Raw genomic sequence first — 25,190 nt, 5'->3', positions numbered from 1 at the left:
CCGCATCGGCCAAGGGGTGGGGTTATCCCCACTTCACCTCACCCACGAGCCCCATGGCGTGCGCCGGTCCGCCCCGGCAGGCTGGTGCCATGACCATGAGCCCCCAGGTGCCCGACAACGACCGGCCACCGCCCGCCGGCCTCGCCCTCGACCGATGGACGTGGAAGGAGATCGCCCATCTCCTGGTCGATCTCCCCATGGCCATCGTCGGGTTCGTCTACACGGTGGTCATGATCGCCGTGGGCGTGGGGCTCGCGGTCACGGTGATCGGTCTGCCCCTGCTCGCGGTGGGGCTGCACGGGGCGCGGCTGATCGGCAGGGCCGAGCGCGCGCGGGCGCGGGCGATGCTCGGGGTGCGGATCGAGGAGCCGAGCCCGATGGAGCTGGCCCGCCGGGACAGGGGGTTCTTCCCCTGGCTGTGGTCGAGCATCAAGGACCCGGTGGGGTGGCGGGCCGCGCTGTACTCGTTCGTCCGGCTGCCCTGGGGCGTCCTCACTTTCGGGGTGACGCTCGTGAGCCTCCTCGTGCTGTGGCCGGTGCTCCCCCCTGTCGCGCGGTTCCTCAGCAATGTGGACCGGTCGATGGTGCGCGGGCTGCTCTCGCCCTCCGACGAGCTGGAGCGCCGGATCGCGGAGCTGGAGGCGGACCGGGGGGTGGTCGTGGACACCGCGGCCGCCGATCTGCGCCGCATCGAACGCGACCTCCACGACGGCGCCCAGGCCCGCCTCGTCGCCCTCGCCATGGGCCTCGGCCTGGCGAAGGAGAAGCTCACCGACGACCCCGAGGCCGCCGCCCGCATGGTCGACGAGGCCCACGGCGAGATCAAGGTCGCCCTCCAGGAACTCCGCGACCTCGCACGCGGCATCCACCCCGCCGTCCTCACCGACCGCGGACTCGACGCCGCCCTCTCCGCCATCGCCTCTCGCTGCACCGTCCCCGTCACGGTGTCGGTGGACCTGCCGGGGCGGCCCGCGGAGGCGATCGAGGGCATCGCGTACTTCACGGTCTCCGAGCTGCTCCAGAACGTGAGCAAGCACAGCGCGGCGCGTTCGGCCACCGTCGAGGTGTGGCGGACCGGGGACCGGCTGCTGCTCCAGGTCACCGACGACGGACGCGGCGGCGCCCGGATGGACGGCGGTACGGGCATGGCGGGGCTGGCCGAGCGGCTGGGCGCCGTCGACGGGCTGTTCGTCCTGGACTCGCCGGTCGGCGGGCCCACGACCGTCACCGCCGAGCTGCCCTGGCGGGACCGCGAGCGGCAGCCGACCGGGGAGCCGAAGGGCGCGGGCAAGGGAGTGGGGAAGGGCGCGGGCAGGGGCAAGCGCCTCCTGGGCCTCTAGAGAGCCTCCGTGAATCCGGCCCGGCACCCCGGTCTCCGCAGACCCGGCTTCCCGGCAGGCAGCGCCCCACGGGCCCCGGCCCCGACCCAGTCCGCCCCGGCCCAGTCCGGCCCGGCGGGCCGGGAGCCCCATGGTGGGGAAAACCCCCGGCCGAAGAGGGATACCCCCCTCATGGTGGTCCGGGCCGCGACACAGCACCCTGGTCTTCTCGGCACTGGAGTGGCGAGAAGAATGAGAAGAAACGGACGGCATCCATGGCCACGGCATACGGGCCGGACACTCGGGACCACCAGCGGTCCGGTGCCGGTCACGGGGACCGCACCCCGGTGAAGCACTTCTTCCCCGCCGCGCTGCGCGCGCCCGTCGAGGGCAGGACGTGGCGGGAGTTCACCTACCTGATGCTGAGCCTGCCGATCAGCCTGGTGCTGTTCGCGTTCTCGATCAGCCTGACGTCGCTGGGCATCGGCATGCTGATCACCTTCCTCGGGGTCCCGATCCTGGCCGGCACGCTGGCCATGTGCCGCGGTTTCGGGGCGGTGGAGCGGACGCGGGCGCGCGGGCTGCTGAAGCTGGACGTGGCGGCCCCGGCGCCGGTGCGCGGCCGGACCGGCGGAGCGATGTCCTGGGTGGGGGCGATGCTCAAGAGCGGGGCGTCCTGGCGGCATCTGCTCTACACGCTGCTGCACCTGCCGTGGGCGGTCTTCGCCTTCGGTGTCTCGTTGACGCTCTGGAGCTTCGGGTGGTCGGCGCTGACCTATCCGCTGTGGCACTGGATCTTTCCCGCGTACGTGGGCGTCGGCGGCATCCAGCTGTACGGCGACCGGGGCCACACGGTCTATCTGGACTCCGGCCTGGAGCTGGGCCTGACCAGCGCGGTCGGCCTGGGATTCGTCCTCGTCACGCCGTGGATCATCCGGGGTCTGGTGAGCGTGGACCGGGTGATGGTGGCCGGGCTGCTCGGGCCGTCCCGGCTGGCCACCCGTGTCTCGGAGCTGGAGTCGGACCGCGGGGTGGTCGTGGACACCGCCGCCGCCGATCTGCGCCGCATCGAACGCGACCTCCACGACGGCGCCCAGGCCCGCCTCGTCGCCCTCGCCATGGATCTGGGCCTGGCGAAGGAGAAGCTCACCGACGACCCCGAGGCCGCCGCCCGTATGGTCGACGAGGCCCACGGCGAGGTCAAGGTCGCCCTCCAGGAGCTCCGCGACCTGGCCCGAGGCATCCACCCCGCCGTCCTCACCGACCGCGGACTCGACGCGGCCCTCTCCGCCATCGCCTCCCGCTGCACCGTCCCCGTCACGGTCGAGGTGGATCTGGCCGCCCGCCCGGCGCAGGCGATCGAGGGCATCGCGTACTTCACGGTCTCCGAGCTGCTCCAGAACGTGAGCAAGCACGCCCGCGCCACCCGCGCCTCGGTCGACGTGTGGCGAGCGGGCGACCGGCTGATGCTCCAGGTCACCGACGACGGACGCGGCGGCGCCGACCCGTCGGCGGGCAGCGGGCTCGCCGGGCTGACCGAACGGCTGGAGGCGGTGGACGGCGTGCTGGTCGTGGACTCCCCGCAGGGCGGCCCCACCCGGGTCACGGCCGAGCTGCCGTGGCGCGGCTGAGCCCGCTGTCGCGCGGCCGGGTCGCCGCGGCGGGACCCGGCCGCCGTGCGGACGCGCTTGTGCGCGGCTGAAGTCCGCCCGGCGGCCGAGGACAGGACGCCTCCGATGCTGGGATGCTGGGACCGTACACGCGGGACCGGCGAACAGTGGGGGCCAGGGCTTCATGGTGGAGGACAGGGTGCGGGTAGTCATCGCCGAGGATTCGGTGCTGCTCCGGGAAGGACTCACCCGGCTGCTGACCGATCTGGGGCATGACGTCGTCGCCGGGGTCGGGGACGCCGAGGCGCTGCTCAGGACGGTGGGCGAGCTGGCCGCGCAGGACGCACTGCCCGATGTGGTGGTCGCCGACGTGCGGATGCCCCCGACCCACACCGACGAGGGTGTGCGGGCGGCCGTGCGGCTGCGGAAGGACTACCCGGGGATCGGGGTCCTGGTCCTTTCGCAGTACGTGGAGGAGCAGTACGCGACTGAGCTGCTGGCCGGGTCCAGCCGGGGCGTGGGGTATCTGCTGAAGGACCGGGTCGCCGAGGTCCGGGAGTTCGTGGACGCGGTGGTCCGGGTGGCGCAGGGCGGGACGGCGCTGGACCCGGAAGTGGTGGCGCAGCTGCTCGGCAGGAGCCGCAAGCAGGACGTCCTGGCCGGGCTGACGCCGCGCGAGCGCGAGGTCCTGGGCCTGATGGCGGAGGGGCGGACGAACTCGGCGGTGGCCCGGCAGCTGGTGGTGAGCGACGGCGCCGTGGAGAAGCACGTCAGCAACATCTTCCTGAAGCTGGGCCTGTCCCCCAGTGACGGGGATCACCGCCGGGTGCTGGCCGTGCTGACCTATCTGAACTCCTGACGAACTGACACCCTGTCAGATATGTCCGTGCGGTGGCCTCCGCGCGGGCGGCCCGAGCCGCCGCGGCGGCTCGGGCGGTGCCGGAGCACCTCGCCGGGGCCCTGGGCCCGGTCTTCGAACTGCGGTCGTCCGGCGCACGGCAGACGGCAGTTTGAAGACAGGGCCTAGCACCAAAGGATGAGTGCACAGCGTCTTCATCGAACGACTGGGGGGCTTGCAAAACATGACAAACCACTATCAAAGTGCGTCTCGAAATGGCGTTCACCCTTTGATTTGTCCAGGAAAGGCGACCCTTACCGACGTAAGGTTGGCCTCGGGACCGTCGGCGGGCCGGCGGGACCAGAGCCGCCGCTCCGAGGGAGGTCCAGTTCAGTGACCAGCCAGGTCAGTAGCCCAGCCGGACAGGCCGATGAGGCCGGCGAGGCGCTCGTCGGGGGGCAGCGCGCTCCCCGCTCCGGTGCCACGGGCGCCGGCGACAAGGAGATCAGACGTCTCGACCGGGTGATCATCCGCTTCGCGGGTGACTCCGGGGACGGCATGCAGCTCACCGGTGACCGCTTCACTTCGGAGACCGCGTCGTTCGGGAACGATCTCTCCACACTGCCGAACTTTCCCGCCGAGATCCGCGCCCCCGCAGGGACCCTGCCGGGGGTTTCTTCGTTCCAGCTGCATTTCGCCGACCACGACATCCTCACGCCCGGGGACGCGCCGAACGTGCTGGTCGCGATGAACCCGGCCGCGTTGAAGGCGAACATCGGCGATGTGCCGCGCGGTGCGGAAATCATCGTCAACACCGATGAGTTCACCAAGCGGCCGATGGCGAAGGTCGGCTATGCGACCAGTCCGCTGGAGGACGGTTCGCTGGACGGCTACCAGGTCCATCCGGTGCCGCTGACGACGCTCACGATCGAGGCGCTGAAGGAGTTCGGCCTCTCCCGCAAGGAGGCCGAGCGCTCGAAGAACATGTTCGCGCTCGGGCTGCTCTCCTGGATGTACCACCGGCCGACCGAGGGGACCGAGGCGTTCCTGCGGCAGAAGTTCGCGAAGAAGCCGCAGATCGCCGAGGCGAACGTGACGGCGTTCCGCGCCGGGTGGAATTTCGGGGAGACCACCGAGGACTTCGCCGTCTCCTACGAGGTGGCGCCCGCCTCGCAGGCGTTCCCCGCGGGCACGTACCGCAACATCTCGGGGAACCTGGCGCTGTCGTACGGGCTGATCGCCGCCTCCCGCCAGGCCGACCTGCCGCTGTACCTGGGCTCGTACCCGATCACTCCGGCCTCCGACATCCTGCACGAGCTGAGCCGGCACAAGAACTTCGGCGTGCGCACCTTCCAGGCCGAGGACGAGATCGCGGGGATCGGGGCGGCGCTGGGCGCGGCCTTCGGCGGTTCGCTCGCGGTGACGACGACGTCGGGGCCGGGGGTGGCGCTGAAGTCGGAGACGATCGGGCTCGCCGTCTCCCTGGAACTGCCGCTGATCGTGGTCGACATCCAGCGCGGCGGCCCGTCCACCGGCCTGCCGACCAAGACCGAGCAGGCCGATCTGCTCCAGGCGATGTACGGGCGCAACGGCGAGGCCCCGGTCCCGGTCGTGGCCCCCAGGACCCCGGCGGACTGCTTCGACGCCGCGCTCGACGCCGCGCGGATCGCCCTGACCTACCGCACCCCCGTCTTCCTGCTCTCCGACGGATACCTCGCCAACGGCTCCGAGCCGTGGAAGATCCCGGAGACCGACGAGCTGCCCGATCTGCGGGTCCGGTTCGCGACCGGCCCCAACCACGAACTGGCCGACGGCACCGAGGTGTTCTGGCCCTACAAGCGCGACCCGCTCACCCTGGCCCGCCCCTGGGCGGTGCCCGGCACCCCCGGCCTCGAACACCGCATCGGCGGCATCGAGAAGCAGGACGGCAGCGGCAACATCTCCTACGACCCGGCCAACCACGACCTCATGGTCCGTACCCGCCAGGCCAAGATCGACCGCATCGAGGTCCCCGACCTCCAGGTCGACGACCCCTCCGGCGCCAGCACGCTGGTGCTGGGCTGGGGCTCCACGTACGGCCCCATCACGGCCGCCGTACGCAGGCTGCGCGCGGCCGGCGAGCCCATCGCCCAGGCCCACCTGCGCAACCTCAACCCCTTCCCGGGCAACCTCGGCGAAGTCCTCGGGCGGTACGACAAGGTCGTCGTCCCCGAGATGAACCTCGGCCAGCTCGCCACCCTGATCCGGGCCAAGTACCTCGTCGACGCCCGCAGCCACAACCAGGTCAACGGCATGCCGTTCAAGGCCGAACAGCTCGCGACGGCACTCAAGGAGGCCATCGATGCCTGATGCCAACCAGCTCCTGCACCTGGTGCCCAAGGCCGAGGCGAAGCAGTCCATGAAGGACTTCAAGTCCGACCAGGAGGTGCGCTGGTGCCCCGGCTGCGGGGACTACGCCGTCCTCGCCGCCGTGCAGGGCTTCATGCCCGAACTGGGCCTGGCGAAGGAGAACATCGTCTTCGTCTCCGGGATCGGCTGCTCCTCCCGCTTCCCGTACTACATGAACACCTACGGGATGCACTCCATCCATGGCCGCGCCCCGGCCATCGCCACCGGGCTCGCCTCCTCCCGCCGCGATCTGTCCGTCTGGGTCGTAACGGGTGACGGCGACGCCCTGTCCATCGGCGGCAACCACCTCATCCACGCCCTGCGCCGCAATGTGAACCTCAAGATCCTCCTGTTCAACAACCGGATCTACGGCCTCACCAAGGGGCAGTACTCCCCCACCTCCGAAGTCGGCAAGATCACCAAGTCGACGCCGATGGGCTCCCTGGACGCCCCCTTCAACCCGGTCTCCCTGGCCATCGGCGCGGAGGCCTCCTTCGTCGCCCGCACCATCGACTCCGACCGCAAGCACCTCACGAGCGTGCTGCGGGCGGCGGCCGACCACCCGGGCACGGCGCTCGTGGAGATCTACCAGAACTGCAACATCTTCAACGACGGCGCGTTCGAGGCGCTCAAGGACAAGGAGCGGGCCCAGGACGCCGTCATCCGCCTGGAACACGGCCGGCCCATCCGCTTCGGCGCGGACAACGGCAAGGGCGTGGTGCGCGACCCGGCCACCGGAGACCTCCGGATCGTGGCCGTGACCGAGGAGAACGAGTCCCGCGTCCTCGTCCACGACGCGCACAGCCCGTCCCCGACCACCGCCTTCGCCCTCTCCCGCCTCGCCGACCCCGACACCCTCCACCAGACCCCGATCGGCGTCCTGCGCGACGTCGAACGGCCGGTCTACGACACCCTCATGGCGGAGCAGCTCGACGCCGCCGTCGAGCAGAACGGCAAGGGCGACCTCGCCGCGCTGCTCGCGGGCAACGACACCTGGACGGTCGTCGGCTAGGACTTCCCCCGCGGTCCGCGCGGGGCGTGCCCTCGTCGGACGGGCTGAATTTCGGCCCGTCCGGCGACGGCGTACCGGGGGTGCGGCCGGCCACCGCGCACGATGTGGCCATGACCCTCGACCGTCCCGTGTACCGCGTCAAGCGGCATCTGCTCGGCAAGCCGCTCACCACCGAGCGCATCAGCGAGGAGAAGCTGAACAACCGGACGGCGCTCGGTGTGCTCGCCTCCGACTGCATCAGTTCGTCCGCGTACGGCTCCGAGGAGATGCTCCGGGTCCTCGTGCCCGTCGTCGGGGCCGCGGCGTTCACCCTGCTGATGCCGGTGACCGGCGCGATCCTGCTGGTCCTGCTGCTGCTGACGCTCTGTTACAGCGATGTCGTCATGATCTACACCCGGGCCGGCGGCTCCTATGTCGTCGCGCGGGAGAACTTCGGGCCGGACATCGCGCAGATCGCCGCCGTGGCCCTGCTCGTCGACTACATCGTCACCGTCGCCGTCCAGGTCTCGGCGGGCACCAACGCCCTGATCTCCCTTGCCCATCTGGTCGGCGGCGACTTCACCGGCCTCGACCACCTCCAGCTCCCGGTCTCCATCGGCGTCATCGTGCTGCTCGCCTACGGGAATCTGCGCGGCATCCGCGAGGCGGGCCGGGCCTTCGCGCTGCCCGCCTATCTCTTCATGGCCGCCATCGGTCTCGTCCTCGTCGCCGCAGCGGTGCGCGGGCTCGTGGGCGAGCTGCCGCACGCCGATCTGCACGCCGACGGCGTCGTACCGCTCGGCACCCCGGGCGAGGGCTGGCTCTACGGCGCCTCGCTCTTCATCGTGCTGCGCTCGTTCGCCAACGGAGGCTCCTCGCTCACCGGCCTCGAAGCGATCTCCAACGGCATCTCCGCCTTCCGCGAACCGCAGGGCCGCAACGCCCGGCGCACCCTGATCACGATGAGCTGTGTGCTCGGCGTGCTGGTCCTCGGCGTCTCCACACTGGCGCACTTCACCCATGCCGTCCCGTACACCGACGGCACTCCGACGGTCATCGCGCAGGAGGCCCATCTCGCCTTCGGCGGCGGGCCGCTCGGGACGGCCGGGCTGGTCTTCGTGCAGCTGGCGACCGCCCTGGTCCTCTACACCGGTGCCAACACGCCGTTCACCGGCTTCCCGTTCCTGGCCAGTTTCGTGGCCGAGGACCGCTTCCTGCCGCGGCTGCTGACCCGGCGCGGGCACCGGCTCGCGTTCTCCAACGGCATCATCGCGCTGGCCGTGGTCTCGCTGGCGCTGCTGGTGGTGACCGGGGCCAGTGTGGACAAGCTGGTGGCGCTGTACGCGATCGGCGTGTTCACCGCCTTCACCATGGCCGGGGCCGGTCTCACCGCGTACCACCTGCGGCGCCGGGAGCCGCACCGCCGACTCAAGATCGGGGTCAACGGGCTGGCCGCGGTGATCTCGGCCGCCGTCGTGCTGATCTTCGCAGTCACCAAGTTCACCGAGGGCGCCTGGCTGGTCGTGGTGATCTTCCCGCTCGGGGTGTGGGCGCTGATCCGGATCAACCGCGAGTACCGGCGCGAGGCCGCGGTGCTCCAGAGCATCCAGGCACCGGGCGCCGACCGGCCCCGGGACCTGCGCCACCGGGTGTTCGTCCTCGTCGAGTCGCTGGACCTGGCGACGCTGAAGGCGCTGCGGTACGCGCACGAGCTGCGCCCGGACGAGATCCGGGCCGTGCACTTCGCGATCGACGAGGCGTACGGCAGACGGCTGGCCGCCCGGTGGGAGGCGACGGCCGCCACCTCCGTCCCCCTGGAGCTGGTCGCGTGCCCGGACCGGCGGCTGCGCCACGCGATGAAGGAGCTCGCCACCCGGACCACGGAGGACGGCCGGACCTCGCTGACGGTGCTGGTGCCGCGGCGGATGTACACCAATGTGCTCGGGAAGATGCTGCACCGGGGCACCGGCGAGCAGATGGCGAAGGCGCTGGGGCAGCTCCCGCACGTGGCGGTGACGATCCTGCCGTTCGACGTGTCGCGCGCGCTGCGCACGCTGGAGGAGGGACGTGCGCCGGAGCCGGACTGACCGCGCGGGGCGTGCGCCTCGACGGAACCGGCCGCGCGGGGCGTGCGCCTCAGCCGGGCCGCCCCTGCGGGGTGCGCGCCTTCCGTTCGTCGTACGCCGCCCGCGCCGCCTGCACCGCGCTCAGGCGGTCCTCTGTCCAGCGGCCCAGCGCGCGCACCTGCTCGGCGGCCTCCCGGCCCAGGCCGGTGAGCGAGTAGTCGACCCGCGGCGGGATCACCGGCTTGGCGTCCCGGTGCACGAGACCGTCGCGCTCCAGCGTCTGGAGGGTCTGGGCCAGCATCTTCTCGCTGACGCCGCCCACCTCGCGGCGGAGTTCGCTGAAGCGGTACGAGCGCTCCAGCAGCGCGATCAGGATCAGGACGCCCCAGCGGCTGGTGACGTGTTCGAGCACCAGCCGGGAGGGGCACATCTGCCCGTTCGCATCGGGCCACGGGCCCAGGTCGCTCACCTTCACACCAGTACCTTACTTCGAAGTGGGTACTTTCTTTTGGATAGTGCACCCCGTACGGTGAGTGGTACCGGCCCGAACACGGACAAGAGCCACCCAGAAGGAGAAACCCCCATGAGCATCGTCGTCACCGGAGCCACCGGAGCCCTCGGCCGTCTCGTCGTCGAGGAGCTGCTGGCCACCGTGCCCGCGAGCGGGATCGCCGCCGTCGTGCGGGACGCGGAGAAGGCCGCCCCGCTCGCCGCCCGGGGCGTGGAGCTGCGCGTCGCGGACTACGACCGGCCGGAGTCCCTCAAGGACGCCTTCCGGGCGGGCGACCGGGTCCTGCTCGTCTCCGGCAGCGAGGTCGGCCGGCGCGTACCGCAGCACACCGCGGTCATCGACGCGGCGAAGGCGGCGGGAGTCGCCCAGCTCGCGTACACCGGCATCCTGGGCGGCCCCGACGCCGACTTCCGGCTGGCCGACGAGCACAGGGCCACCGAGCAGCTGATCCTCGACTCCGGCCTGCCCCACACCTTCCTGCGCAACGGCTGGTACACCGAGAACTACACGGCCAACCTCGCCCCGGTCCTGGCGCACGGCGCCGTCGTCGCCAACGCGGGCGACGGCCGGGTCGCCTCCGCCACCCGCGCCGACTACGCCGCCGCGGCCGCCGCCGTGCTCACCGGCGAGGGCCACATCGGCGCGGCCTACGAGCTGAGCGGCGATGTCGCCTGGTCGCTGGCGGAGTACGCGGCGGAGATCGCGAAGGCCACCGGCAAGGAGATCGCGTACCGGAACGTCCCCGCCGCCACGCACCAGGAGATCCTGGTCGGAGCCGGTGTGCCCGAGTTCTTCGCGGAGATCCTCGTCGATGTCGACGAGGCGATCGGGCGCGGCCGCCTCGCCACCACGACCGGCGATCTGGCCCGGCTGATCGGCCGCCCGACGACTCCGCTCGCCGAGACCGTGGCCGCCGCGGTGGCCGCCGCGTAACGCCGGTTCCCTCCTGCCTCGTGGGCCCCATGTCATGACCGTATTGCGATACGGGTATGACATGGGGTCCTCTCCGGCGCTACCTTCGTGCAGTTGACGCAGACACGCCTGGAGGGCCCGTGAAGGGGATCGACGAACAGCGGGCGGGACTCCTGTCCGGCTTCAGCGCCTACGGCCTGTGGGGGCTCGTCCCGCTCTTCTGGCCGCTGCTGAAACCGGCCGGCGCGATCGAGATCCTCGCCCACCGCATGACCTGGTCCCTCGGTTTCGTGGCCGTCACCCTGCTGGTGCTGCGCCGCTGGTCCTGGATCGGCGAGCTGGTCCGGCAGCCGCGGAAGCTCGGTCTGATCTCGGTGGCCGCGGCCACGATCACGGTCAACTGGGGCCTGTACATCTGGTCCGTGAACAACGGCCATGTCGTCGAGGCCTCGCTCGGCTACTTCATCAATCCGCTGGTCACCATAGCCATGGGCGTCCTGATCCTCGGCGAACGGCTGCGCCCCGTGCAGTGGGTCGCGGTGGGCACCGGCTTCGCGGCGGTGCTCGTGCTGGCGATCGGCTACGGGCGGCCGCCGTGGATCTCGCTGACCCTGGCGTTCTCCTTCGCGACCTACGGCCTGATGAAGAAGAAGGTCGACATGGGCGGCCTGGAGTCGCTCACCGCCGAGACCGCCGTGGTGTTCGTGCCCGCGCTCGGCTATCTACTGTGGCTGGGCGCCCGGGGCGAGTCGACGTTCACCTCCGAGGGCGTCGGCCACGCGGCACTGCTGGCCTCGGCGGGCCTCGTCACGGCGGTGCCGCTCATCCTGTTCGGGGCGGCGGCGATCCGGGTGCCGCTCTCCACCCTGGGTCTGCTCCAGTACCTGGCGCCGGTCTTCCAGTTCGTCCTCGGCATCCTCTACTTCCACGAGGAGATGCCGCCGGAGCGGTGGGCCGGGTTCGCCCTGGTGTGGCTGGCGCTCGCCCTGCTGACGTGGGACGCGTTCCGGACGGCACGGCGCACCCGGATCCAGGTGCGCGAGGCGCACCGCGCGGCCGGGCGGGCGCCGAGGCCGAATCCGCCGGCCGATGAACCCGCCCCCTCGGCACAAATTTAGTTACCCAGTTGCTTTTTTAACTCGGTTGCGTTTCCCTGGGTGTCCATGGACCCACGACCGAGGAGCCCCATGCCCGCGTCCGCGCACTCCCCCGCACCCACGGCCCCCGTGCCCGTACTGATCATCGGTTCGGGCCCCACGGGCCTGACCCTCGCCTGCGACCTGGCGCGGCGCTCCGTGGGCGTCCGGATCATCGACAAATCCCCTGGCTTCCCGCGCAGCTCGCGGGCCAAGGGCCCCAACCCCCGTTCCCTGGAGGTGCTGGAGGACCTGGGCGTCGTCGACCGGGTGCTGGCCTCGGGGTCGGCGCCGCTGCCCATGCGCAAGTACCGCGACGGGCTGCCGGTCGCCGAGACCGACCCGTTCGCGTCCTCGCGGCCGACGCCGGACGTCCCGTACGACCGGGGCGCGCTGATCGCCCAGTGGCAGCTGGAGGCGATCCTGCGGGAGCGGCTGGCGGAGTACGGCGTGCGCGTGGAGCTCGGCTCCGAGGCGGTCGGCCTGTCCCAGGGCTCCGGGTCCGTGACCGTCGCCCTCGCCGACGGCCGGAGCATCGAGGCCCGGTACGCGGTGGGCTGCGACGGCGCCCACAGCCCGGTGCGCAAGATGCTCGGCGTCGCGTTCGAGGGGCAGACCTCCGAGGAACAGACGATGGTCTGCGGGGACGTGGAGGCGGACGGCCTCGACCGCGGCGTCTGGCACCAGTGGTTCGACGAGGACGGGGCCGTGATGCTGTGCCCGATCCCGGGCACGCGCTCGGGCTGGTGGTTCCAGGCCGGGCCGGAGCGCGACGCGGCGGGAGCCCCCGTGCCCCCGTCCCTGGAGAGCTTCCGCCGCCTGTTCGCCAAGCACACCCGCCTCCCGGCGGACCACCTGTCGAAGGCCGCCCTGCTCTCCACGTACCGGGTCAACGAGCGCATGGCCGACCGCTACCGGGTGGGCCGCGTGCTGCTGGCCGGGGACGCCGCGCACGTGCACTCCGTGGCCGGCGGGCTGGGCATGAACACCGGCATCCAGGACGCGTTCAACCTGGGCTGGAAGCTCGCCCGGGTCGCCGGGGGCCGGTCCGGCGAGCGCCTGCTGGACACCTACGAGGAGGAGCGGCTGCCGGTGGCCTCCTGGACCCTGGACATCACGGCGGACCGGCTGCGCGCCACCCTGGAAGCGATCCGGCGGCCGGGCGGCGGCCTGGATTCGGCCGTCTCCGCCGACACGTCGTGCCTCGGCACCGGCTACCGCTGGAGCTCCCTCTCCGCCACCGGCTCCACCTCCCGCCTCCGGGCGGGCGACCGCGCCCCCGACGCCCCCTGCCACGACACCGCGACGGGCGCGCCGGTCCGCCTGTTCGAAGCGTTCGCGGGCCCGCACTTCACCCTCCTGGGCTTCGGCCCCGGCACGGCCGGGGCGCTGCGCGCGGCGGAGGCGGCGTACGGCGACACGGTGCGGGCGTACGGCGTGGACGCCGGGGCCCCGCGCGACCTGACCGACGACGCGGGCCACGCCCGTACGGCGTACGGCGTCGGCCCGGCCACCGCCCTCCTCGTCCTGGTCCGCCCCGACAACCACGTGGCCCTGATCGCCCCGGCCACGGAGAGCGGGGCGATCGGCGCCTACCTCGACGGCCTGGGCACCCCGGCCTGACGGCGGGGAGCCCGGCCGAGGGGGCCGCACGGGCGGCCCGGCGCGACGCCGGGCTGTCCGTACGGTGCCCCGACTCCATCCGGAACAGGCCCAGTTCCCGGAAGGCCGAGGAAGGGCAGTGCGGATCAGCTCGGGCTGATGGCGTTCAGGATCGCCGATGTGACGTGATCGGCGGCGTTTCGGTGGCCCCTTGCGTTGGGGTGCACGAGGGCCACCTCGTGGGCGTTGGCGAGGATGCCCTCCACCCACTTGCCGGAGTCGCAGACGCTGTGGTTCCGGGAGCTGCTGTAGAGGTCGACGAAGTCGGCGGCCTTGTGCGCGCCGGCCGACTTCTCGATGGCCTTGTTGAGGGGTTCCATGACGTCCTGGCGCAGCCAGTCCAGGTCGCCCCGGGTGATGGAGCCGAACTGCTCCAGGTCGTCGTACCGGCACTTGGACGTGTCCTCGGGGACGACCGTGGGGTAACCGACGGCGAGGATCTTTGCCTTCGGGGCACGCGCGTGGAGCACGGTGAGCATCCGGTCGTAGTCGCTGCTCACCTTGGCCAGGCGGCCGGGAATGCTGTCGGCCAGCCCGTCCTTGCAGGGGGTTCCCACACCACCGCTGCCCGTACCCGACTGCAGGCACTGGAGGAGGATGTCGGCGAACCCGAGGGTGTTGCCGCCCACGCCGACCGTGATCACGTCGGTGCCGGGCCCCACCGCCTCGGACTGGGGAGGCACTGGCGGGAACGGGTAATCGGGGTCCTCGGAGAAGGGTGGCAGATGGCGCCCGATCGGCTCCTGGGCCCGGAAGGTGACGTCATCGATCGTGGCGGCGCCGCAGCTGACGTTGGTCAGGTCGACGAGCCCTCCGAGGTCACGGTCGATGACCTGCGGGTAGGACCGGTCGGTGCGCTCGCAGCCGTCGCGGGGGATCTCGAAGGTGTTACCCGCGGCGGGGATGACCCCTGCGGTGTACGAATCACCCAGGGCGACCCAGTTGTAGGCCCCGGCGGCGACCGCCGGGCCCGCGCCGGCGAGTTGCACGGGCACCTGGGCGCAGGCGGCGAGGGCGACGGCCGAGCCCAGCACCGTCAGTCGAGTACGGATGCTTGTCATGAGTCCTCCAGATAGACGTCTTCGGTGACGCTGCGACCTGAAACAGCGAGTCACGACATGAACTGGATCTACTACGGAAAGTTACTGCGCAATGGCCTGTCCGCCCTCGGCGCAGGACGTACGGACAGCGTGTACGTGCGGTCCACGTCCGGGACGACGACGAGCAGCGGGGCGCCGGTCCTGATGTGTGCGCGGGCGGCGCGTTGGCTCTCGCGGTCCTCGTACCAGGCGCGGAGATCCCCGGAGTGGCCGAGGGCGGGATCGGCCGACGAGCGCATGAACGGCCGCACCCACACCGGGCGTCGCGGATCGGGCTCCAGCCGGTCCACGATCCACAGCGCCTGACCGCCGAGCCACCGCAGCGCGAGGACGGGGGAAACGGTCCGGAAGGTACCGAGGACGTACCGAGCCGTTTCGTCGAGGCCGCACCCAGACTCCTCGGCGAGTACCTCGCACCGGTAACCCACCGGCTCCGCCCGCCCGTTCACGCCGGACCGTCCATCCACATCACCCACGGCCGCTCGACCGTCTCGGCGAAGCTCGTGTGGTCGGGATGGGCCCGCCAGTGACCGAACGCCCAGCCCTGCGCCTCGCCGGGGTCGGCGCACGCCGCGGAGCACGCGCCGCACTCGTCGTCGTGGTCGTCCAGCGTGACGCAGCGGAACCGGTGAGCGGTCCGGGGTGCGTCGGCCTCGGTGTCGGGCCGCAGCGTCCACTTGACGAAGCGGAACCTGCGCCCGGTCACAGGATGCGCCCCGCGCTCCGGGCGTTGCACCGCGCGTTCTCGGCCCGCAACCGCTCCATAGGGCTTGCCACCCGCACGTTCACGGGCTCCACCTCCCACTCCGCGCCCCCGCAGACCGGCCGCAATGACCAGTACGGACCGGCCACCCCACGGAACTCCCCCACCCGGTCGCGTTGACCGGTGTCCACCAACAGGGTTCCGGTGGGCGGTACTTGCGCGGGCTCCTGGTCGCTCGGGGGGTTATTTACCGCACACACGAGTCGCTCCTCTCCGTAACCATTCCGCTACCAAGGGGGATCAGCGTGGCCTAGGGTCGAAGGAGTCATCAACGTTCGAGATGCGGAGGATACGTTGGTAAACCGCAAGGAGTTAAACCCCGACGCAAGCCCGGAAGCGGCCTACGGAGCCCGGCTTCGCAGTTCGCGCGAGGCCCGCGGCTGGAAGCAGGACGATCTCGGTGAACTGATCGGCTACTCGGGCAGGCACATCTCAGGTGTAGAAACGTGCTGCAAACCGCCAACCCGTAAATTCTCGGTCGCCGTCGATGCCGCATTCGGGACCGAGGGGGCGGCAGACTCGTTCGAGCGCGCGTGGAACGAGATCCGGCACGGCGTGCTGTTGCAGGGGTTCCCCGAGTACGTGGGCTACGAGGGTCGCGCGGTGGAGATCCGGCTGTACGAGATCGGGATCATTCCTGGTCTGCTCCAGACACCGGAGTACGCCCAGGTGCTGGCGGACAGCGCCGTACGGCGGGGTGCGATCACCCCCGAGCAGGCCGCCGAACGCGTCGCGTTCCTGGCGGAGCGCCAAGCAACACTGGAACGACCCAAGCCCCCCATGGTGTTCGTGACCATGGACGAGAGCTGCATCCGTCGCCCCATCGGCGGGGCCGACGTCATGGATGCCCAGCTGGCACGGCTGCAGGAGTTCGCCGAGCTGCCGAACACACTGCTGCAGGTGGCACCGTACGCGATAGGAGAGCGCCGGACGTTCGACCTGCCGGTCAATCTCCTGACGCTCTCGGACCGGTCCGTGATCTGCTACGCCGAGTCCCAGTCCAAGGGACATCTCGACCGCGAAAGCGCGTCCGTATTACCCATGTTGACGGCCTACCATCAACTGCAAGGCGAAGCGCTGTCACCGGCAGCGTCCATGGCCATGATCAGCCAGTTGCGAAAGGGCACCCCGTGACGACCGAATCCCCCCGCTGGTACAAGTCCTCGTACAGCAACAACGGCGGCAACTGCATCGAGGTCGCCGCCAACCTCGCCGCTCCGCTCGGCGTGGTCCCCGTCCGCGACTCCAAGAACCCGGACGGCCCGGCGCTGAACACCTCCGCCGCCTCGTTCACCGCCTTCGTGACCAGCGTGAAGACCGGGCACTTCGGCACCGCCTGACCAACCATCGCAGCGGCGAAAGCCCCGCCGTACTCCCGGGTCGGGAGCGCGGCGGGGCTTCTTCGGTCACGCTGTCACCGCATCCGGCTCCCGGTGTCCTGGTGCCACGGTCGGGACGATCCCCTAGTTCCGAGCCTGATCGCTTGGTGATCATGCTCGGCCGCGACATCCTGCACGAGGGAGCCCCGGCGAGGCGGGGACCACGACCCCAGCGTTCTCACCGGTGGGATGTGGTTTCGCCTGAAGAACGCCGGTTCGCCGTTCCGGTGTCGCTGGCTCAACTGATCGAGGCCTCAGCGAGCGCCTCGACGGAGACCCGCCGCGAATCGAACAGCGGGAGCGGCAAGACCACTCGATCGGCGGAAGGTGGCCCGCGAAGCCGGTCACGGCTCGTGGACTGCCGCACGATGGCTGGGCCGCGGCACGCTTCCGGGTCGCGGCTCCCACTTCAGGAGGGGTTTCCCATGGCTGACAAGGCATTCGCTCCGTACACGCAGGCGGCGGCCGTCGTGAACAAGGACGGTTCGGTGGTCCGATCCAAGGCCGTCACCGAGGTGAAGAAGGTGGGTAAGGGCGACTACCGGATCATCGTGGACGCGGACATCCCGCTCGGCCGGGCGGTCCCGATCGCGACCCTGAACCGCTCGGCGCACTGGGGCAGCGAGATCTACGTGAAGACCACGGACACCTCCGGCTCCGACCACACCTTCCAGGTCCTCACCGGCGTCGACGGTGCCGCGAGTGACCAGCCCTTCCACGTGATCGTCCCCTGATCCGGCGGTACGTGGGCGCCCTCAGGCGCCGATGTCAAAGGCCAGGGCGTGGTCCTTCAAATGCACCTGGTCATGACGCTTGTTGGCCCACGTGCCCCCCTTCTTCCACGCGTCGGCAAAGGTGAGGGTGTACGTGCCGGTGGGCAGCTCGCCGAGCGCGAACTCCCGCGAGAACTCCATCTCGTACGGCACCTTCCCGCCGCTCACCGTGACGCTCTCGCTGCTCACAACGGCGCCCGAGGGGCCGGTGAGCGTCAGCGTCCCGGTGAGCTGCGGGATGTACTCGTGGGACAGGTTCAGGTATTCCGCGTTCCACTTCACCGCCTCCCAGTAGTACGGCTTCGCCCAGAACGACACCGTGGCCTTCTGATAGCCCGCGCCGTCCCACCCGAGGGCGAGGCCGAGGTGCGAGGAGACACTGCTGACGAGTTTCGGGCCCCCGCCCCGGTCGTCGTGGTGGCCGGAGGCGGGGCTGCGCAGGGAGCGGTACGTGTCGTCGTCGGCCTTCTCCGAGGTGATGACCCAATCGACGGAGCCGCGCCCCGTCACCGTCCACGTGTGAACGAACAGGTGCTCACCCAGGCGCATACGCCGAGCGGTCCCAGCCGGGTGCGTGCGTCCGTCCGCGTCATGGGAGCGCGCGAACAGGGCCTCGGCCGCTCGAGCCGGGATGCGCTCCCGCAACTCGGTCAAGGCCTCTCTCCCGTTCGCGCCCGACATATCGGCGCCCTGTTCGATCTCCAGCCGTCCCACGCGCCCGTACTCGACCGTGAACGACCACTTGACCGGCACGGTCATGCGGGTCTGCGTGGCCAGACCGGTGAGGCTCAGCCCGCCGTTCTGCTCCTTTACCGGGACGAAGGCGGTGAACTGCCGCAGCAGATCGTCGAGGTCCCCGGCCGAGGAGGCGAACACCGGGGAGACTGTCGCCCTCAGCGTCTCCTTGTCCCCCTCGTTGAACGCCTCCACGAACTCCCGGACAGCCCGCTCCGTCAGGTCCGCCGTCTTGATCATGTACTCAGCCTTTCACCAGGTCTTCTCGACGTCGGCCCCTCACCTCGGGCCTCGGCCGACGACACGCATCGACCAACGAAGCGTCGATCCCGGAGGAAACGGCCTAGTGACCTGAGTCGGAGATTCGTCGGCAGGGCCTGGCAGAACGCCAGGCAGCGCTGTCTGATCCGGAGCCCGAGGCCCGGGGCCGGCGGTGTGCCGGGGCCCCGGTGGGCGGCCCGTGCGGCGAAGTGGGCGGCCGTCTCCGCCCGCACCAGGAGCAGTTGGCCCCTCAGCCAGGTGTGCACCTCCATGAGCTTCCCGGCGAGGGTGGTGATCTCACGGGGCGCCTCCCGGCCCCCGGGCCCGACGGGTTCCAGGGCCACGACCGGGAGGGGCCGGGAGGTCCGGGCCTGGTAGTCGGCGTATCCGGGGGCCACCCGCACGGCGTGCGCGAAGAGTTCCTCGCGCCGCGCCCCCTCGGCCGGGACCGCGAGGGCCTGGAACGTACGGGTGCCGAGCTCCACCCGGACCACGGGGTGGGCGAGCAGGTTGTGGTACCAGTCGGGGTGGTGCGGGGCGCCGAGGTTGGAGCCGATGACCAGCAGCGCGTCGCCGCGGCGGACGAGGGCGAGCGGGGTGGTGGTCTCCTTGCCCGACCTGGCTCCGGTGGTGGTCAGCAGGAGCAGGTCCGCGCCTTCGAAGGGACCACCGACCTTTCCGCCGTTGGCGCGGAACTCCTCGATGACGGACGTGTTGAATGGTGTGGGCATGCGTTCTGTGTCTCCGTGGGAACGGCCGAGCGCGATGCGCGGGCCCGTGACGGTGCACGGTGCCGGGGCATGCGAAGGGGAAAAGGGCGACCGGAGGTCGCGGCTGCGTCAGACGCAGGGCGCGGAGTGTGAACTCATGACGGGCCCCTCGGTGAAGGGTGTTCGCCCGAGCACCGGCCGGCCCACTGCTCTTTGGCCGGCGTCACGCGACACCGGGTTCATTACACGCATCCCGGCCGGGGCCTGTCAACGCGTCCCCGTCCGCGTTCCGGACGCTCCTAGTCTTGTGCCATGTCCAGCCCACCCGCATACGCCCTCGTCGCCACCGACCTGGACGGCACCCTGCTGCGCCGCGACGACACCGTGAGCCGCCGCACCCGCGCCGCGCTCGCCCTGGCCGCCCGCGCCGGCTCCCGGCACCTCGTGGTCACGGGGCGGCCCGTGCCCGGAATACGCGGACTGCTCGCCGCGCTGGACTACCGGGGGCCCGCGGTCTGCGGGCAGGGGGCCCAGCTGTACGACGCCGGGTCCGGGCGGCTGGTGCACGCCCTGACCCTGGACCGGGAGGCGGCCGACACCGCGCTCGGCAAGATCGAGGCCCAGGTGGGGCCGGTCTTCGCGGCCGTGGACCAGGACGGGCCCGAGGGGCGGACCCTGATCGAGCCGGGGTACGCGATGCCGCACCCGGCGCTGCCCGCCCAACGGACCCGGAACCGCCACGAGTTGTGGTCCGCTCCGGTGCTGAAGGTGCTCGTCCGGCACCCGGAACTCACGGACGACGCGCTGGCCGAGGCGGCCCGCGCCGCCGTCGGCGACCTCGCCACCGTGACGCTCTCCGGCCCCGGCACGGTCGAGCTCCAGCCGTACGGCGTCGACAAGGGGACCGGGCTCGCGCTGGCCGCCGACTACCTCGGCATCGCCGCCGATTCCGCGATCGCCTTCGGGGACATGCCCAACGACCTGCCGATGTTCCGGGCGGCCGGGTACGGAGTGGCGATGGCCGACGCCCATCCGCACCTGCTGTCCGCCGCCGACGAGGTGACCTCGTCGAACGAGGACGACGGGGTCGCTCAGGTGCTGGAGCGGGTGTTCGGCTGAGCCGTCCGCAGGGGCCGGCCCGGTCTCAGAGCGACATCAGGCAGTACAGGCGGTGGGGGCCGGGACGGGTCCGCGCCTCCTCGGCCAGGTCCGCCAGCGCGTCCAGGAAGGCGGCGAGCTCGTGGGGCGGGGTGTCGCCGCCGAACTCTTCGATTCGCGACCAGGTCTCCGCCACCGCCGTGAACCCCCCGGATCCCGTCGCGGCGAGCGCGTCGCGCAGCTCGTCCGTGAGCGTGACCAGCCAGCGGGACTCGTCCTCGGGGGAGCTGAGCAGCCGGTTGAAGCGCGGGAGCACGGTGACGTCGTCGTACGGCATGCCGGTGAGCAGGCTCTCGGCCCGGCCCAACTGCACGTACGGGTCCACGCCCTTGACCGGGAGCACCGGGAGACCGGCCGCCTCGATCCCCTGGCCGAAGGCGGCCAGGGCCGTGGGGTCGTCCGGTGCGCTGAAGTAGTCGTACAGGTTTCCCATGCCCCGCATGCTGCCACGCCCCTCCGACAGTCCCCCCGGCCTCACGGCTCCGGCGGCACCCCGATCGCCCGCAGCACATGCGTGACCAGCGCCGCGATCTCCCCCTCGTCCCGCATCGGCTTGCGCAGGACGAGGCGGTAGTACATCGGGGCGTACAGCATCTCCACGACCAGCGGGAGGTCGGCGTCCTGCGGGATCTGCCCCTGCTCCTGGGCCCGGCGCAGACGGGCGACCGCCTCGTCGCAGCGGGGGTCGACGAGCTTTGCCCGTACCGTCTGCGCGAGTGCGTCGTCGTGGTGCATCTCGGAGAGGATCCCGGCGTACGCGGGGCCGTAGGGCGGTGTGGAGACGAGCTTCGCCGCGCCCGCCAGGTTGTCCCGGAGGTCGGCGGCGATGTCGCCGGTGTCGGCGAAGGGTGTCGTGCCGACGAGCGCCTCGGTGAAGGCCTCCAGGATCACCGCGCTCTTCGACGGCCACCAGCGGTAGATCGTCTTCTTGCTGACGCCCGCTCTGGCCGCGATGGCCTCGACCGTGACGCGGCCGTACCCCTTCTCCGTGCACAGTTCGAGAGCGGCCTCCAGGGTCGCTTTCCGTGATCTCTCGCTGCGGCGCAGTGAACTCGGCGATGTGATCATTCGGTGAGCATAAGCGCGGCCGGGACCTCCGTTGTTGACAGCCTGTCGCCAGAGACCGAACATTACCCAGGCGGAAACGGAACGTGCCGTGTCGCATCGTTCCCGCACTTCGCACCGTTCGTGCCGTTCGTGCCGCGACGAGCCGATCGGGGGACGGCTCGCCGGGCCGACGGCACGGGCGGACCGTTGCGCCCCGTGCGCCCCGTGCGTCAGGCGGTGATGTCCTTGGTCGTGAACCGGGCCCAGGCCGCCGAGCCGAACACCGCCGCGTACACCCCTTGAAGGCTCAGGTTCCTGACCACCTCGTCCCAGTAGACGGGGGCGCGCAGCAGGTCCGCGTACGACATCCAGTAGTGCGGGAAGAGATACGGGTGCAGCGCGCTCAACTGCGGGATGCCGTCCATGATCTGGACGGTGATCAGCAGTCCTACGGTCGCGGCCATGGCCGCGATGCCGCTGCCGGTGAGGGTCGAGACGAACAGGCCGATCGCCGCGAAGCCGGTCAGCGACGCCGCGACCACGACCGCGATCAGCCCGGCCCGCAGCAGCCCCTCGCCGATGCCGATCCGCGTCCCCGAGATGGTGGTGACCTCGCCCACGGGAAAGAGCAGCGCGCCCACGGCGAGCGCGGAGAGAGCCACCACCAGGGTCGCGACCAGGCAGAACGCCAGCACCGAGGCGTACTTCGTCAGCAGCAGCCTGGTCCGTCCGGCCGGGGCGACCAGCAGGTAGCGCAGCGTCCCCGCGCTCGCCTCGCCCGCGACCGAGTCGCCCGCGACGACCCCGACGGCCATCGGCAGGAAGACCGGGAGCGTCACGGCGAGGGCCGCGAAGACCAGGAAGAGGCCGTTGTTGGTGACCTGGGAGAGGAACGCCGGGCCCCCCTCGCCGCCGCCCGGTCCGGGCGAGGAGCCGTGGCCGGTCTCGATCCGCACCGCGATGCCGATCAGTACGGGCACGGCGGCCAGGACACCGAGCAGCGCGAGGGTACGCCAGCGGCGGAGGGTGGTGGTCAGCTCGGAGCGGAGGATCCCGAGGCTCCGGAGCGGGTTCGGCGCCCTTCCTGTCCCCGGCTCCGGCTCCGGCTCCGGCCCTCGTCCCGGTCCTGACTCCTTCCCCGGTCCCGCGCCCACACCCACGCCTGCTCCCGCTTCCGTTCCTGTCCCCGTCCCCGTTCCCGTTCCCGCTCCCGATTCGTCAGCCCGTGACATCGAAACCCTCCCCGGTGAGTGCGACGAAGGCGTCCTCCAGCGAGGCCCGCTGGACACCGAAGGACCTCAGGCGTACGCCGGCGTGCACCAGCGCGGCGCTGAGGTCGGCGAGTTCGACGCCGTCCGGCGGGGCCTCGGCGCTCACCCGGTCGCCGTCGACCGCGATCCCGGTGACGCCCCGTTCGCCGAGGACCCGGGCGGCTTCGCCCGGGTCGGGGGTGGTGACGGTCAGTCGGCCGCGGGCGCCCGCCGCCAGTCCGGCGACCGGACCCTGGGTGATCAGCCGCCCCCCGGCCATCACCGCGGCGTGTGTGCAGACCTGCTCGATCTCGTCGAGGAGGTGCGAGGAGAGGAAGACGGTGGTGCCGTCCGCCGCCAGCTCCCTGACCAGGGCGCGGATCTCCCGCATGCCCTGCGGGTCCAGTCCGTTGGTCGGCTCGTCGAGGACGAGCAGGCGGCGCGGCTGGAGCAGGGCGGCGGCGAGGCCGAGGCGCTGCTTCATGCCGAGCGAGTAGGCCCTGGCCTTCTTCCCGGCCGCCGCGGCGAGACCGACCCGGTCCAGGGCCTGTCCCACCCGGGCCCGGCGGGTCCGGGGGTCGGCGGTGGGGTCGGCGGAGTCGTAGCGCAGCAGATTGTCCCGGCCGCTCAGGAAGCCGTACAGCGCGGGCCCCTCGATCAGGGCGCCGACCTGCGGGAGCACGGTGCGGGCCGCGCCCGGCACGGGGTGGCCGAGGAGTCGCGCGGTGCCGGACGTCGGCTCGATCAGGCCCATCAGCATCCGGATGGTGGTGGTCTTGCCGGAGCCGTTGGGGCCCAGGAACCCGAAGATGCTCCCGGCGGGGACGTCGAGATCGAGGCCGTCGACGGCGAGCTGGCCGCCTCGGTACCGCTTGGTCAGGCCCCGGGTCTCGATCACGGCCCCCGGCTCGGTGACCGGTGCCGGACCTGCGGCGGTCCCGGACTCTGTCATGCGTACTCCCATGGGTCGCGCAGCGCCCGTCCGCGGGACGGACGAGGGCCTGCCGTCGAACTGTCGCCGTCCGAAGGGCGGCCCTGCGGCGTCCGGCGCGTGCGCGCGCCCGGACACGGCCGGGTGCCCCGTGGCAGGCGCCGCCGCGGCGCGTGTGCCCGGCGCCGTGCGGCGGAGAGCGGTCCGGCGGCAGGCCCGCAGGCGGACCGCCCCGCCGTACGGAGCGTACGGCGGGGCGGCTGAGCGGTGCGGGGCACGCGGTCCAGGACACACGGTCCGGGACGCGCGCTGCGCCCCGCGGCGTCAGGAGGCGTCGTTCGCCGCCTTGACCAGCGCGTCCTTGGTGACCGCGCCGATGTACACCTTGCCGTTGTCCGTCATCAGGGCGTTGACCACGCGGGTCTTGAAGACCGTGCCCGAGCCGAACTTCCCGGAGACCTTGTCGCCCAGCGCGTCCAGGAACTGCTGGGCCTCGGCCGGGACGTCGTCCGATCCCTTCGAGGGGAGCGCGGCGGCGCCCGGGGTGGTGATCTCGGCGATGGCGCCCCAGCCCTCGCCGATGACCCTGGTGTCCTCGGCGCCCCGGCCACCGGCGCCCAGCCCCTCCGCGCCCGGGAGGAACTCGCCGAGGCCCTTGTCGGCCCCGTGCCGCGCCTTCGCGTCGTCGGCCTCGGTCACCGAGGTGCCCTTGGGCGGGGTGAAGGTGAACGAGGAGGCGTCCGGCTCCGAGAAGTCGACCTTGGTGAATCCGGCGTCCACGATGGCCTTGCCACCGGCGCTCGGCAGCAGCGTGAACTTCAGCGGCACGCCGTTCTCCGCGTCGACCGCGATCGTGGCCGAACCGATCGTGGAACCGCTCTGCTTCGGCTTGACGACCAGCTTGTACGCGTCGCGTCCGGCGACCTGCGCGGTGCCGTCGACCGTCACCGACGTGGTGGGTCCGGCGGCCGCCAGCACCTGCTCGGCGAACGCCTTCGGGGTGGTCGGCACGCCCTCGGGAACCGGGTGCGCGGGCTTCTTCCCCGCGTCCCGGCCGGCGCCCTCGGTGGCGTGGTACGCCTCGTCGGACTCGCTGTCGTACGCCCAGAGCTGGTCGCCGTTGCGGATCAGGCTGTACTCGGCGGCGTCGTCCAGGATCGACACCCGCTGCTTGTCGGGGCCGTCGGCGGCCACCCGGAGGGTGTGCGTGCCGGAGGCCAGCTCCGTCATCCGCTCCTGCGGGTCGGCGCTCGAACCGCCCTTGCCGCCGGCGGCACCGGAGGCGAAGGACTCGGCCAGTCCGCCGAGCGAGGGGAGGCCGAGGTCCGTGCTGATCCTCACCGTGCCGGAGAGCTGCTCGGTGTCGGACGCGGCGATCTTCTCGATGAGCTCCTGTGCGCTGATCTTCGGCAGATCGGGGTCTCCGGAACTCGCGAGTGCCGGGACCAGCCCGATCGTCGCGGCCGCCACCCCCGCCACCGCGACCGGGACGAAGTAGCGCGCCGCCTTGCGGCGGCCCGCGGCGGTGCCCCTGGTCCCGCCGCTGGTCCCTGCGCTGTCGTTCGGTGCCATGTGTGCCCTACCTCCGTGGTCGGCGGCTTCCGTCCGGTTGCACTCGTCCACTCCGCGCCGCCATGCTCACCTGGTGTG

At 71.5% G+C, this 25,190-nt stretch carries 25 protein-coding genes; 13 read left to right on the top strand and 12 right to left on the bottom strand.

From position 1 onward, the window contains the following. The first annotated feature begins 89 nt into the window (after positions 1-89). From ACFVFH_RS05465 to ACFVFH_RS05440, 6 genes are all read left to right on the top strand, one after another. On the top strand, positions 90-1,340 hold the full coding sequence (locus ACFVFH_RS05465; RefSeq protein WP_383763821.1) for a sensor histidine kinase: 1,251 nt from the start codon (positions 90-92) through the stop codon (positions 1,338-1,340). A 254-nt stretch (positions 1,341-1,594) separates the two neighbouring features. After that, positions 1,595-2,950: a sensor histidine kinase gene (locus ACFVFH_RS05460; protein ID WP_383763818.1), complete on the top strand. Its 1,356-nt coding sequence runs from the start codon at positions 1,595-1,597 to the stop codon at positions 2,948-2,950. Between the two features lie 163 nt (positions 2,951-3,113). Next, positions 3,114-3,788, top strand: coding sequence for a LuxR C-terminal-related transcriptional regulator (locus ACFVFH_RS05455; protein WP_383763816.1), 675 nt, complete (start codon positions 3,114-3,116; stop codon positions 3,786-3,788). Positions 3,789-4,160: 372 nt separating this feature from the next. Continuing rightward, positions 4,161-6,116 (top strand): 2-oxoacid:acceptor oxidoreductase subunit alpha, encoded by a 1,956-nt coding sequence (locus tag ACFVFH_RS05450; protein WP_383763813.1) that lies wholly within the window; start codon positions 4,161-4,163, stop codon positions 6,114-6,116. Next, a complete protein-coding gene (locus tag ACFVFH_RS05445) occupies positions 6,109-7,167 on the top strand; it encodes a 2-oxoacid:ferredoxin oxidoreductase subunit beta (protein ID WP_383763811.1) in 1,059 nt (352 codons plus the stop codon). Before ACFVFH_RS05450 ends, ACFVFH_RS05445 begins: the two co-directional genes overlap by 8 nt. 110 nt (positions 7,168-7,277) lie before the next feature. Beyond that, positions 7,278-9,233 carry an APC family permease gene (locus tag ACFVFH_RS05440; RefSeq protein ID WP_383763808.1) on the top strand — a complete coding sequence of 652 codons (1,956 nt, stop codon included), beginning with the start codon at positions 7,278-7,280 and terminating at the stop codon, positions 9,231-9,233. Positions 9,234-9,282: 49 nt separating this feature from the next. Here the strand turns inward: ACFVFH_RS05440 and ACFVFH_RS05435 are convergent, their stop codons facing one another. Further along, positions 9,283-9,642 (bottom strand): winged helix-turn-helix transcriptional regulator, encoded by a 360-nt coding sequence (locus ACFVFH_RS05435; RefSeq protein WP_383765540.1) that lies wholly within the window; start codon positions 9,640-9,642, stop codon positions 9,283-9,285. Positions 9,643-9,795: 153 nt separating this feature from the next. Between ACFVFH_RS05435 and ACFVFH_RS05430 the strand changes: the two genes are divergently transcribed. The 3 genes from ACFVFH_RS05430 (at position 9,796) to ACFVFH_RS05420 (ending at position 13,394) form a co-directional block, all read left to right on the top strand. Further along, the gene (locus ACFVFH_RS05430) at positions 9,796-10,656 is read left to right on the top strand and encodes an SDR family oxidoreductase (RefSeq protein WP_383763805.1); all 861 of its coding nucleotides are present in this window, start codon (positions 9,796-9,798) and stop codon (positions 10,654-10,656) included. Positions 10,657-10,775: 119 nt separating this feature from the next. After that, positions 10,776-11,753, top strand: coding sequence for an EamA family transporter RarD (gene rarD, locus ACFVFH_RS05425; protein WP_383763803.1), 978 nt, complete (start codon positions 10,776-10,778; stop codon positions 11,751-11,753). Positions 11,754-11,822: 69 nt separating this feature from the next. Next, complete coding sequence (locus tag ACFVFH_RS05420; RefSeq protein ID WP_383763800.1) at positions 11,823-13,394, top strand: FAD-dependent monooxygenase; 1,572 nt, start codon at positions 11,823-11,825, stop codon at positions 13,392-13,394. Between the two features lie 125 nt (positions 13,395-13,519). Here ACFVFH_RS05420 and ACFVFH_RS05415 read toward each other — a convergent pair whose 3' ends face one another. The 4 genes from ACFVFH_RS05415 to ACFVFH_RS05400 form a co-directional block, all read right to left on the bottom strand. Then, complete coding sequence (locus ACFVFH_RS05415; protein ID WP_383763798.1) at positions 13,520-14,494, bottom strand: SGNH/GDSL hydrolase family protein; 975 nt, start codon at positions 14,492-14,494, stop codon at positions 13,520-13,522. 71 nt (positions 14,495-14,565) lie between these two features. Then, complete coding sequence (locus ACFVFH_RS05410; RefSeq protein WP_383763795.1) at positions 14,566-14,982, bottom strand: hypothetical protein; 417 nt, start codon at positions 14,980-14,982, stop codon at positions 14,566-14,568. After that, entirely contained in the window at positions 14,979-15,239 is a 261-nt protein-coding gene (locus ACFVFH_RS05405) for a hypothetical protein (protein WP_383763793.1), read from the bottom strand. Before ACFVFH_RS05405 ends, ACFVFH_RS05410 begins: the two co-directional genes overlap by 4 nt. Beyond that, positions 15,236-15,496, bottom strand: a complete 261-nt coding sequence (locus tag ACFVFH_RS05400) for a hypothetical protein (RefSeq protein WP_383763790.1) — start codon at positions 15,494-15,496, stop codon at positions 15,236-15,238. Before ACFVFH_RS05400 ends, ACFVFH_RS05405 begins: the two co-directional genes overlap by 4 nt. Before the next feature lie 94 nt (positions 15,497-15,590). On the opposite strand from ACFVFH_RS05400, the gene ACFVFH_RS05395 reads away from it, so the two are divergent. From ACFVFH_RS05395 to ACFVFH_RS05385, 3 genes are all read left to right on the top strand, one after another. Then, positions 15,591-16,430 (top strand): helix-turn-helix domain-containing protein, encoded by an 840-nt coding sequence (locus ACFVFH_RS05395; RefSeq protein WP_383763788.1) that lies wholly within the window; start codon positions 15,591-15,593, stop codon positions 16,428-16,430. Further along, positions 16,427-16,636, top strand: a complete 210-nt coding sequence (locus tag ACFVFH_RS05390; RefSeq protein WP_383763785.1) for a DUF397 domain-containing protein — start codon at positions 16,427-16,429, stop codon at positions 16,634-16,636. Before ACFVFH_RS05395 ends, ACFVFH_RS05390 begins: the two co-directional genes overlap by 4 nt. Positions 16,637-17,100: 464 nt before the next feature. Next, entirely contained in the window at positions 17,101-17,409 is a 309-nt protein-coding gene (locus ACFVFH_RS05385) for a hypothetical protein (protein ID WP_383763783.1), read from the top strand. A 21-nt stretch (positions 17,410-17,430) separates the two neighbouring features. On the opposite strand, the gene ACFVFH_RS05380 is transcribed toward ACFVFH_RS05385, so the two are convergent. Together ACFVFH_RS05380 and ACFVFH_RS05375 are read right to left on the bottom strand one after the other, a co-directional pair. After that, positions 17,431-18,423 carry a hypothetical protein gene (locus ACFVFH_RS05380; RefSeq protein WP_383763781.1) on the bottom strand — a complete coding sequence of 331 codons (993 nt, stop codon included), beginning with the start codon at positions 18,421-18,423 and terminating at the stop codon, positions 17,431-17,433. Further along, positions 18,420-19,175: a nitroreductase family deazaflavin-dependent oxidoreductase gene (locus ACFVFH_RS05375; protein WP_383763779.1), complete on the bottom strand. Its 756-nt coding sequence runs from the start codon at positions 19,173-19,175 to the stop codon at positions 18,420-18,422. Before ACFVFH_RS05375 ends, ACFVFH_RS05380 begins: the two co-directional genes overlap by 4 nt. Before the next feature lie 291 nt (positions 19,176-19,466). Between ACFVFH_RS05375 and ACFVFH_RS05370 the strand changes: the two genes are divergently transcribed. After that, entirely contained in the window at positions 19,467-20,273 is an 807-nt protein-coding gene (locus tag ACFVFH_RS05370; protein ID WP_383763777.1) for an HAD family hydrolase, read from the top strand. A gap of 25 nt (positions 20,274-20,298) precedes the next feature. Here ACFVFH_RS05370 and ACFVFH_RS05365 read toward each other — a convergent pair whose 3' ends face one another. The 5 genes from ACFVFH_RS05365 to ACFVFH_RS05345 form a co-directional block, all read right to left on the bottom strand. Next, the gene (locus ACFVFH_RS05365; RefSeq protein WP_383763774.1) at positions 20,299-20,745 is read right to left on the bottom strand and encodes a hypothetical protein; all 447 of its coding nucleotides are present in this window, start codon (positions 20,743-20,745) and stop codon (positions 20,299-20,301) included. Positions 20,746-20,786: 41 nt separating this feature from the next. Beyond that, positions 20,787-21,380 carry a TetR/AcrR family transcriptional regulator gene (locus ACFVFH_RS05360; protein WP_383763772.1) on the bottom strand — a complete coding sequence of 198 codons (594 nt, stop codon included), beginning with the start codon at positions 21,378-21,380 and terminating at the stop codon, positions 20,787-20,789. 209 nt (positions 21,381-21,589) lie between these two features. Next, positions 21,590-22,591, bottom strand: a complete 1,002-nt coding sequence (locus tag ACFVFH_RS05355; RefSeq protein WP_383763768.1) for an ABC transporter permease — start codon at positions 22,589-22,591, stop codon at positions 21,590-21,592. Further along, positions 22,578-23,561, bottom strand: coding sequence for an ATP-binding cassette domain-containing protein (locus ACFVFH_RS05350; protein ID WP_383763766.1), 984 nt, complete (start codon positions 23,559-23,561; stop codon positions 22,578-22,580). The genes ACFVFH_RS05355 and ACFVFH_RS05350 overlap by 14 nt, the downstream gene beginning before the upstream one ends. 303 nt (positions 23,562-23,864) lie before the next feature. Next, positions 23,865-25,112 carry an outer membrane lipoprotein carrier protein LolA gene (locus ACFVFH_RS05345; protein ID WP_383763764.1) on the bottom strand — a complete coding sequence of 416 codons (1,248 nt, stop codon included), beginning with the start codon at positions 25,110-25,112 and terminating at the stop codon, positions 23,865-23,867. Positions 25,113-25,190 lie beyond the last annotated feature (78 nt).

The sequence above is a fragment of the Streptomyces sp. NPDC057697 genome (assembly GCF_042799335.1).
In the GTDB taxonomy this organism is placed as follows: Bacteria; Actinomycetota; Actinomycetes; order Streptomycetales; family Streptomycetaceae; genus Streptomyces.
The sequence above is the reverse complement of the archived record's forward strand: the minus strand, read 5'-3'. Positions and strand labels throughout refer to the sequence as shown.

Bases quoted from the DNA above. Each gene is read 5' to 3' on its own strand.
- ACFVFH_RS05465 (WP_383763821.1), top strand. From the start codon at position 90: ATGACCATGAGCCCCCAGGTGCCCGACAACGACCGGCCACCGCCCGCC.
- ACFVFH_RS05460 (WP_383763818.1), top strand. From the start codon at position 1,595: ATGGCCACGGCATACGGGCCGGACACTCGGGACCACCAGCGGTCCGGT.
- ACFVFH_RS05455 (WP_383763816.1), top strand. From the start codon at position 3,114: ATGGTGGAGGACAGGGTGCGGGTAGTCATCGCCGAGGATTCGGTGCTG.
- ACFVFH_RS05445 (WP_383763811.1), top strand. From the start codon at position 6,109: ATGCCTGATGCCAACCAGCTCCTGCACCTGGTGCCCAAGGCCGAGGCG.
- ACFVFH_RS05440 (WP_383763808.1), top strand. From the start codon at position 7,278: ATGACCCTCGACCGTCCCGTGTACCGCGTCAAGCGGCATCTGCTCGGC.
- ACFVFH_RS05435 (WP_383765540.1), bottom strand. From the start codon at position 9,642: ATGTGCCCCTCCCGGCTGGTGCTCGAACACGTCACCAGCCGCTGGGGC.
- ACFVFH_RS05430 (WP_383763805.1), top strand. From the start codon at position 9,796: ATGAGCATCGTCGTCACCGGAGCCACCGGAGCCCTCGGCCGTCTCGTC.
- ACFVFH_RS05420 (WP_383763800.1), top strand. From the start codon at position 11,823: ATGCCCGCGTCCGCGCACTCCCCCGCACCCACGGCCCCCGTGCCCGTA.
- ACFVFH_RS05415 (WP_383763798.1), bottom strand. From the start codon at position 14,494: ATGACAAGCATCCGTACTCGACTGACGGTGCTGGGCTCGGCCGTCGCC.
- ACFVFH_RS05385 (WP_383763783.1), top strand. From the start codon at position 17,101: ATGGCTGACAAGGCATTCGCTCCGTACACGCAGGCGGCGGCCGTCGTG.
- ACFVFH_RS05380 (WP_383763781.1), bottom strand. From the start codon at position 18,423: ATGATCAAGACGGCGGACCTGACGGAGCGGGCTGTCCGGGAGTTCGTG.
- ACFVFH_RS05375 (WP_383763779.1), bottom strand. From the start codon at position 19,175: ATGCCCACACCATTCAACACGTCCGTCATCGAGGAGTTCCGCGCCAAC.
- ACFVFH_RS05370 (WP_383763777.1), top strand. From the start codon at position 19,467: ATGTCCAGCCCACCCGCATACGCCCTCGTCGCCACCGACCTGGACGGC.
- ACFVFH_RS05365 (WP_383763774.1), bottom strand. From the start codon at position 20,745: ATGGGAAACCTGTACGACTACTTCAGCGCACCGGACGACCCCACGGCC.
- ACFVFH_RS05360 (WP_383763772.1), bottom strand. From the start codon at position 21,380: ATGATCACATCGCCGAGTTCACTGCGCCGCAGCGAGAGATCACGGAAA.
- ACFVFH_RS05355 (WP_383763768.1), bottom strand. From the start codon at position 22,591: ATGTCACGGGCTGACGAATCGGGAGCGGGAACGGGAACGGGGACGGGG.
- ACFVFH_RS05350 (WP_383763766.1), bottom strand. From the start codon at position 23,561: ATGACAGAGTCCGGGACCGCCGCAGGTCCGGCACCGGTCACCGAGCCG.
- ACFVFH_RS05345 (WP_383763764.1), bottom strand. From the start codon at position 25,112: ATGGCACCGAACGACAGCGCAGGGACCAGCGGCGGGACCAGGGGCACC.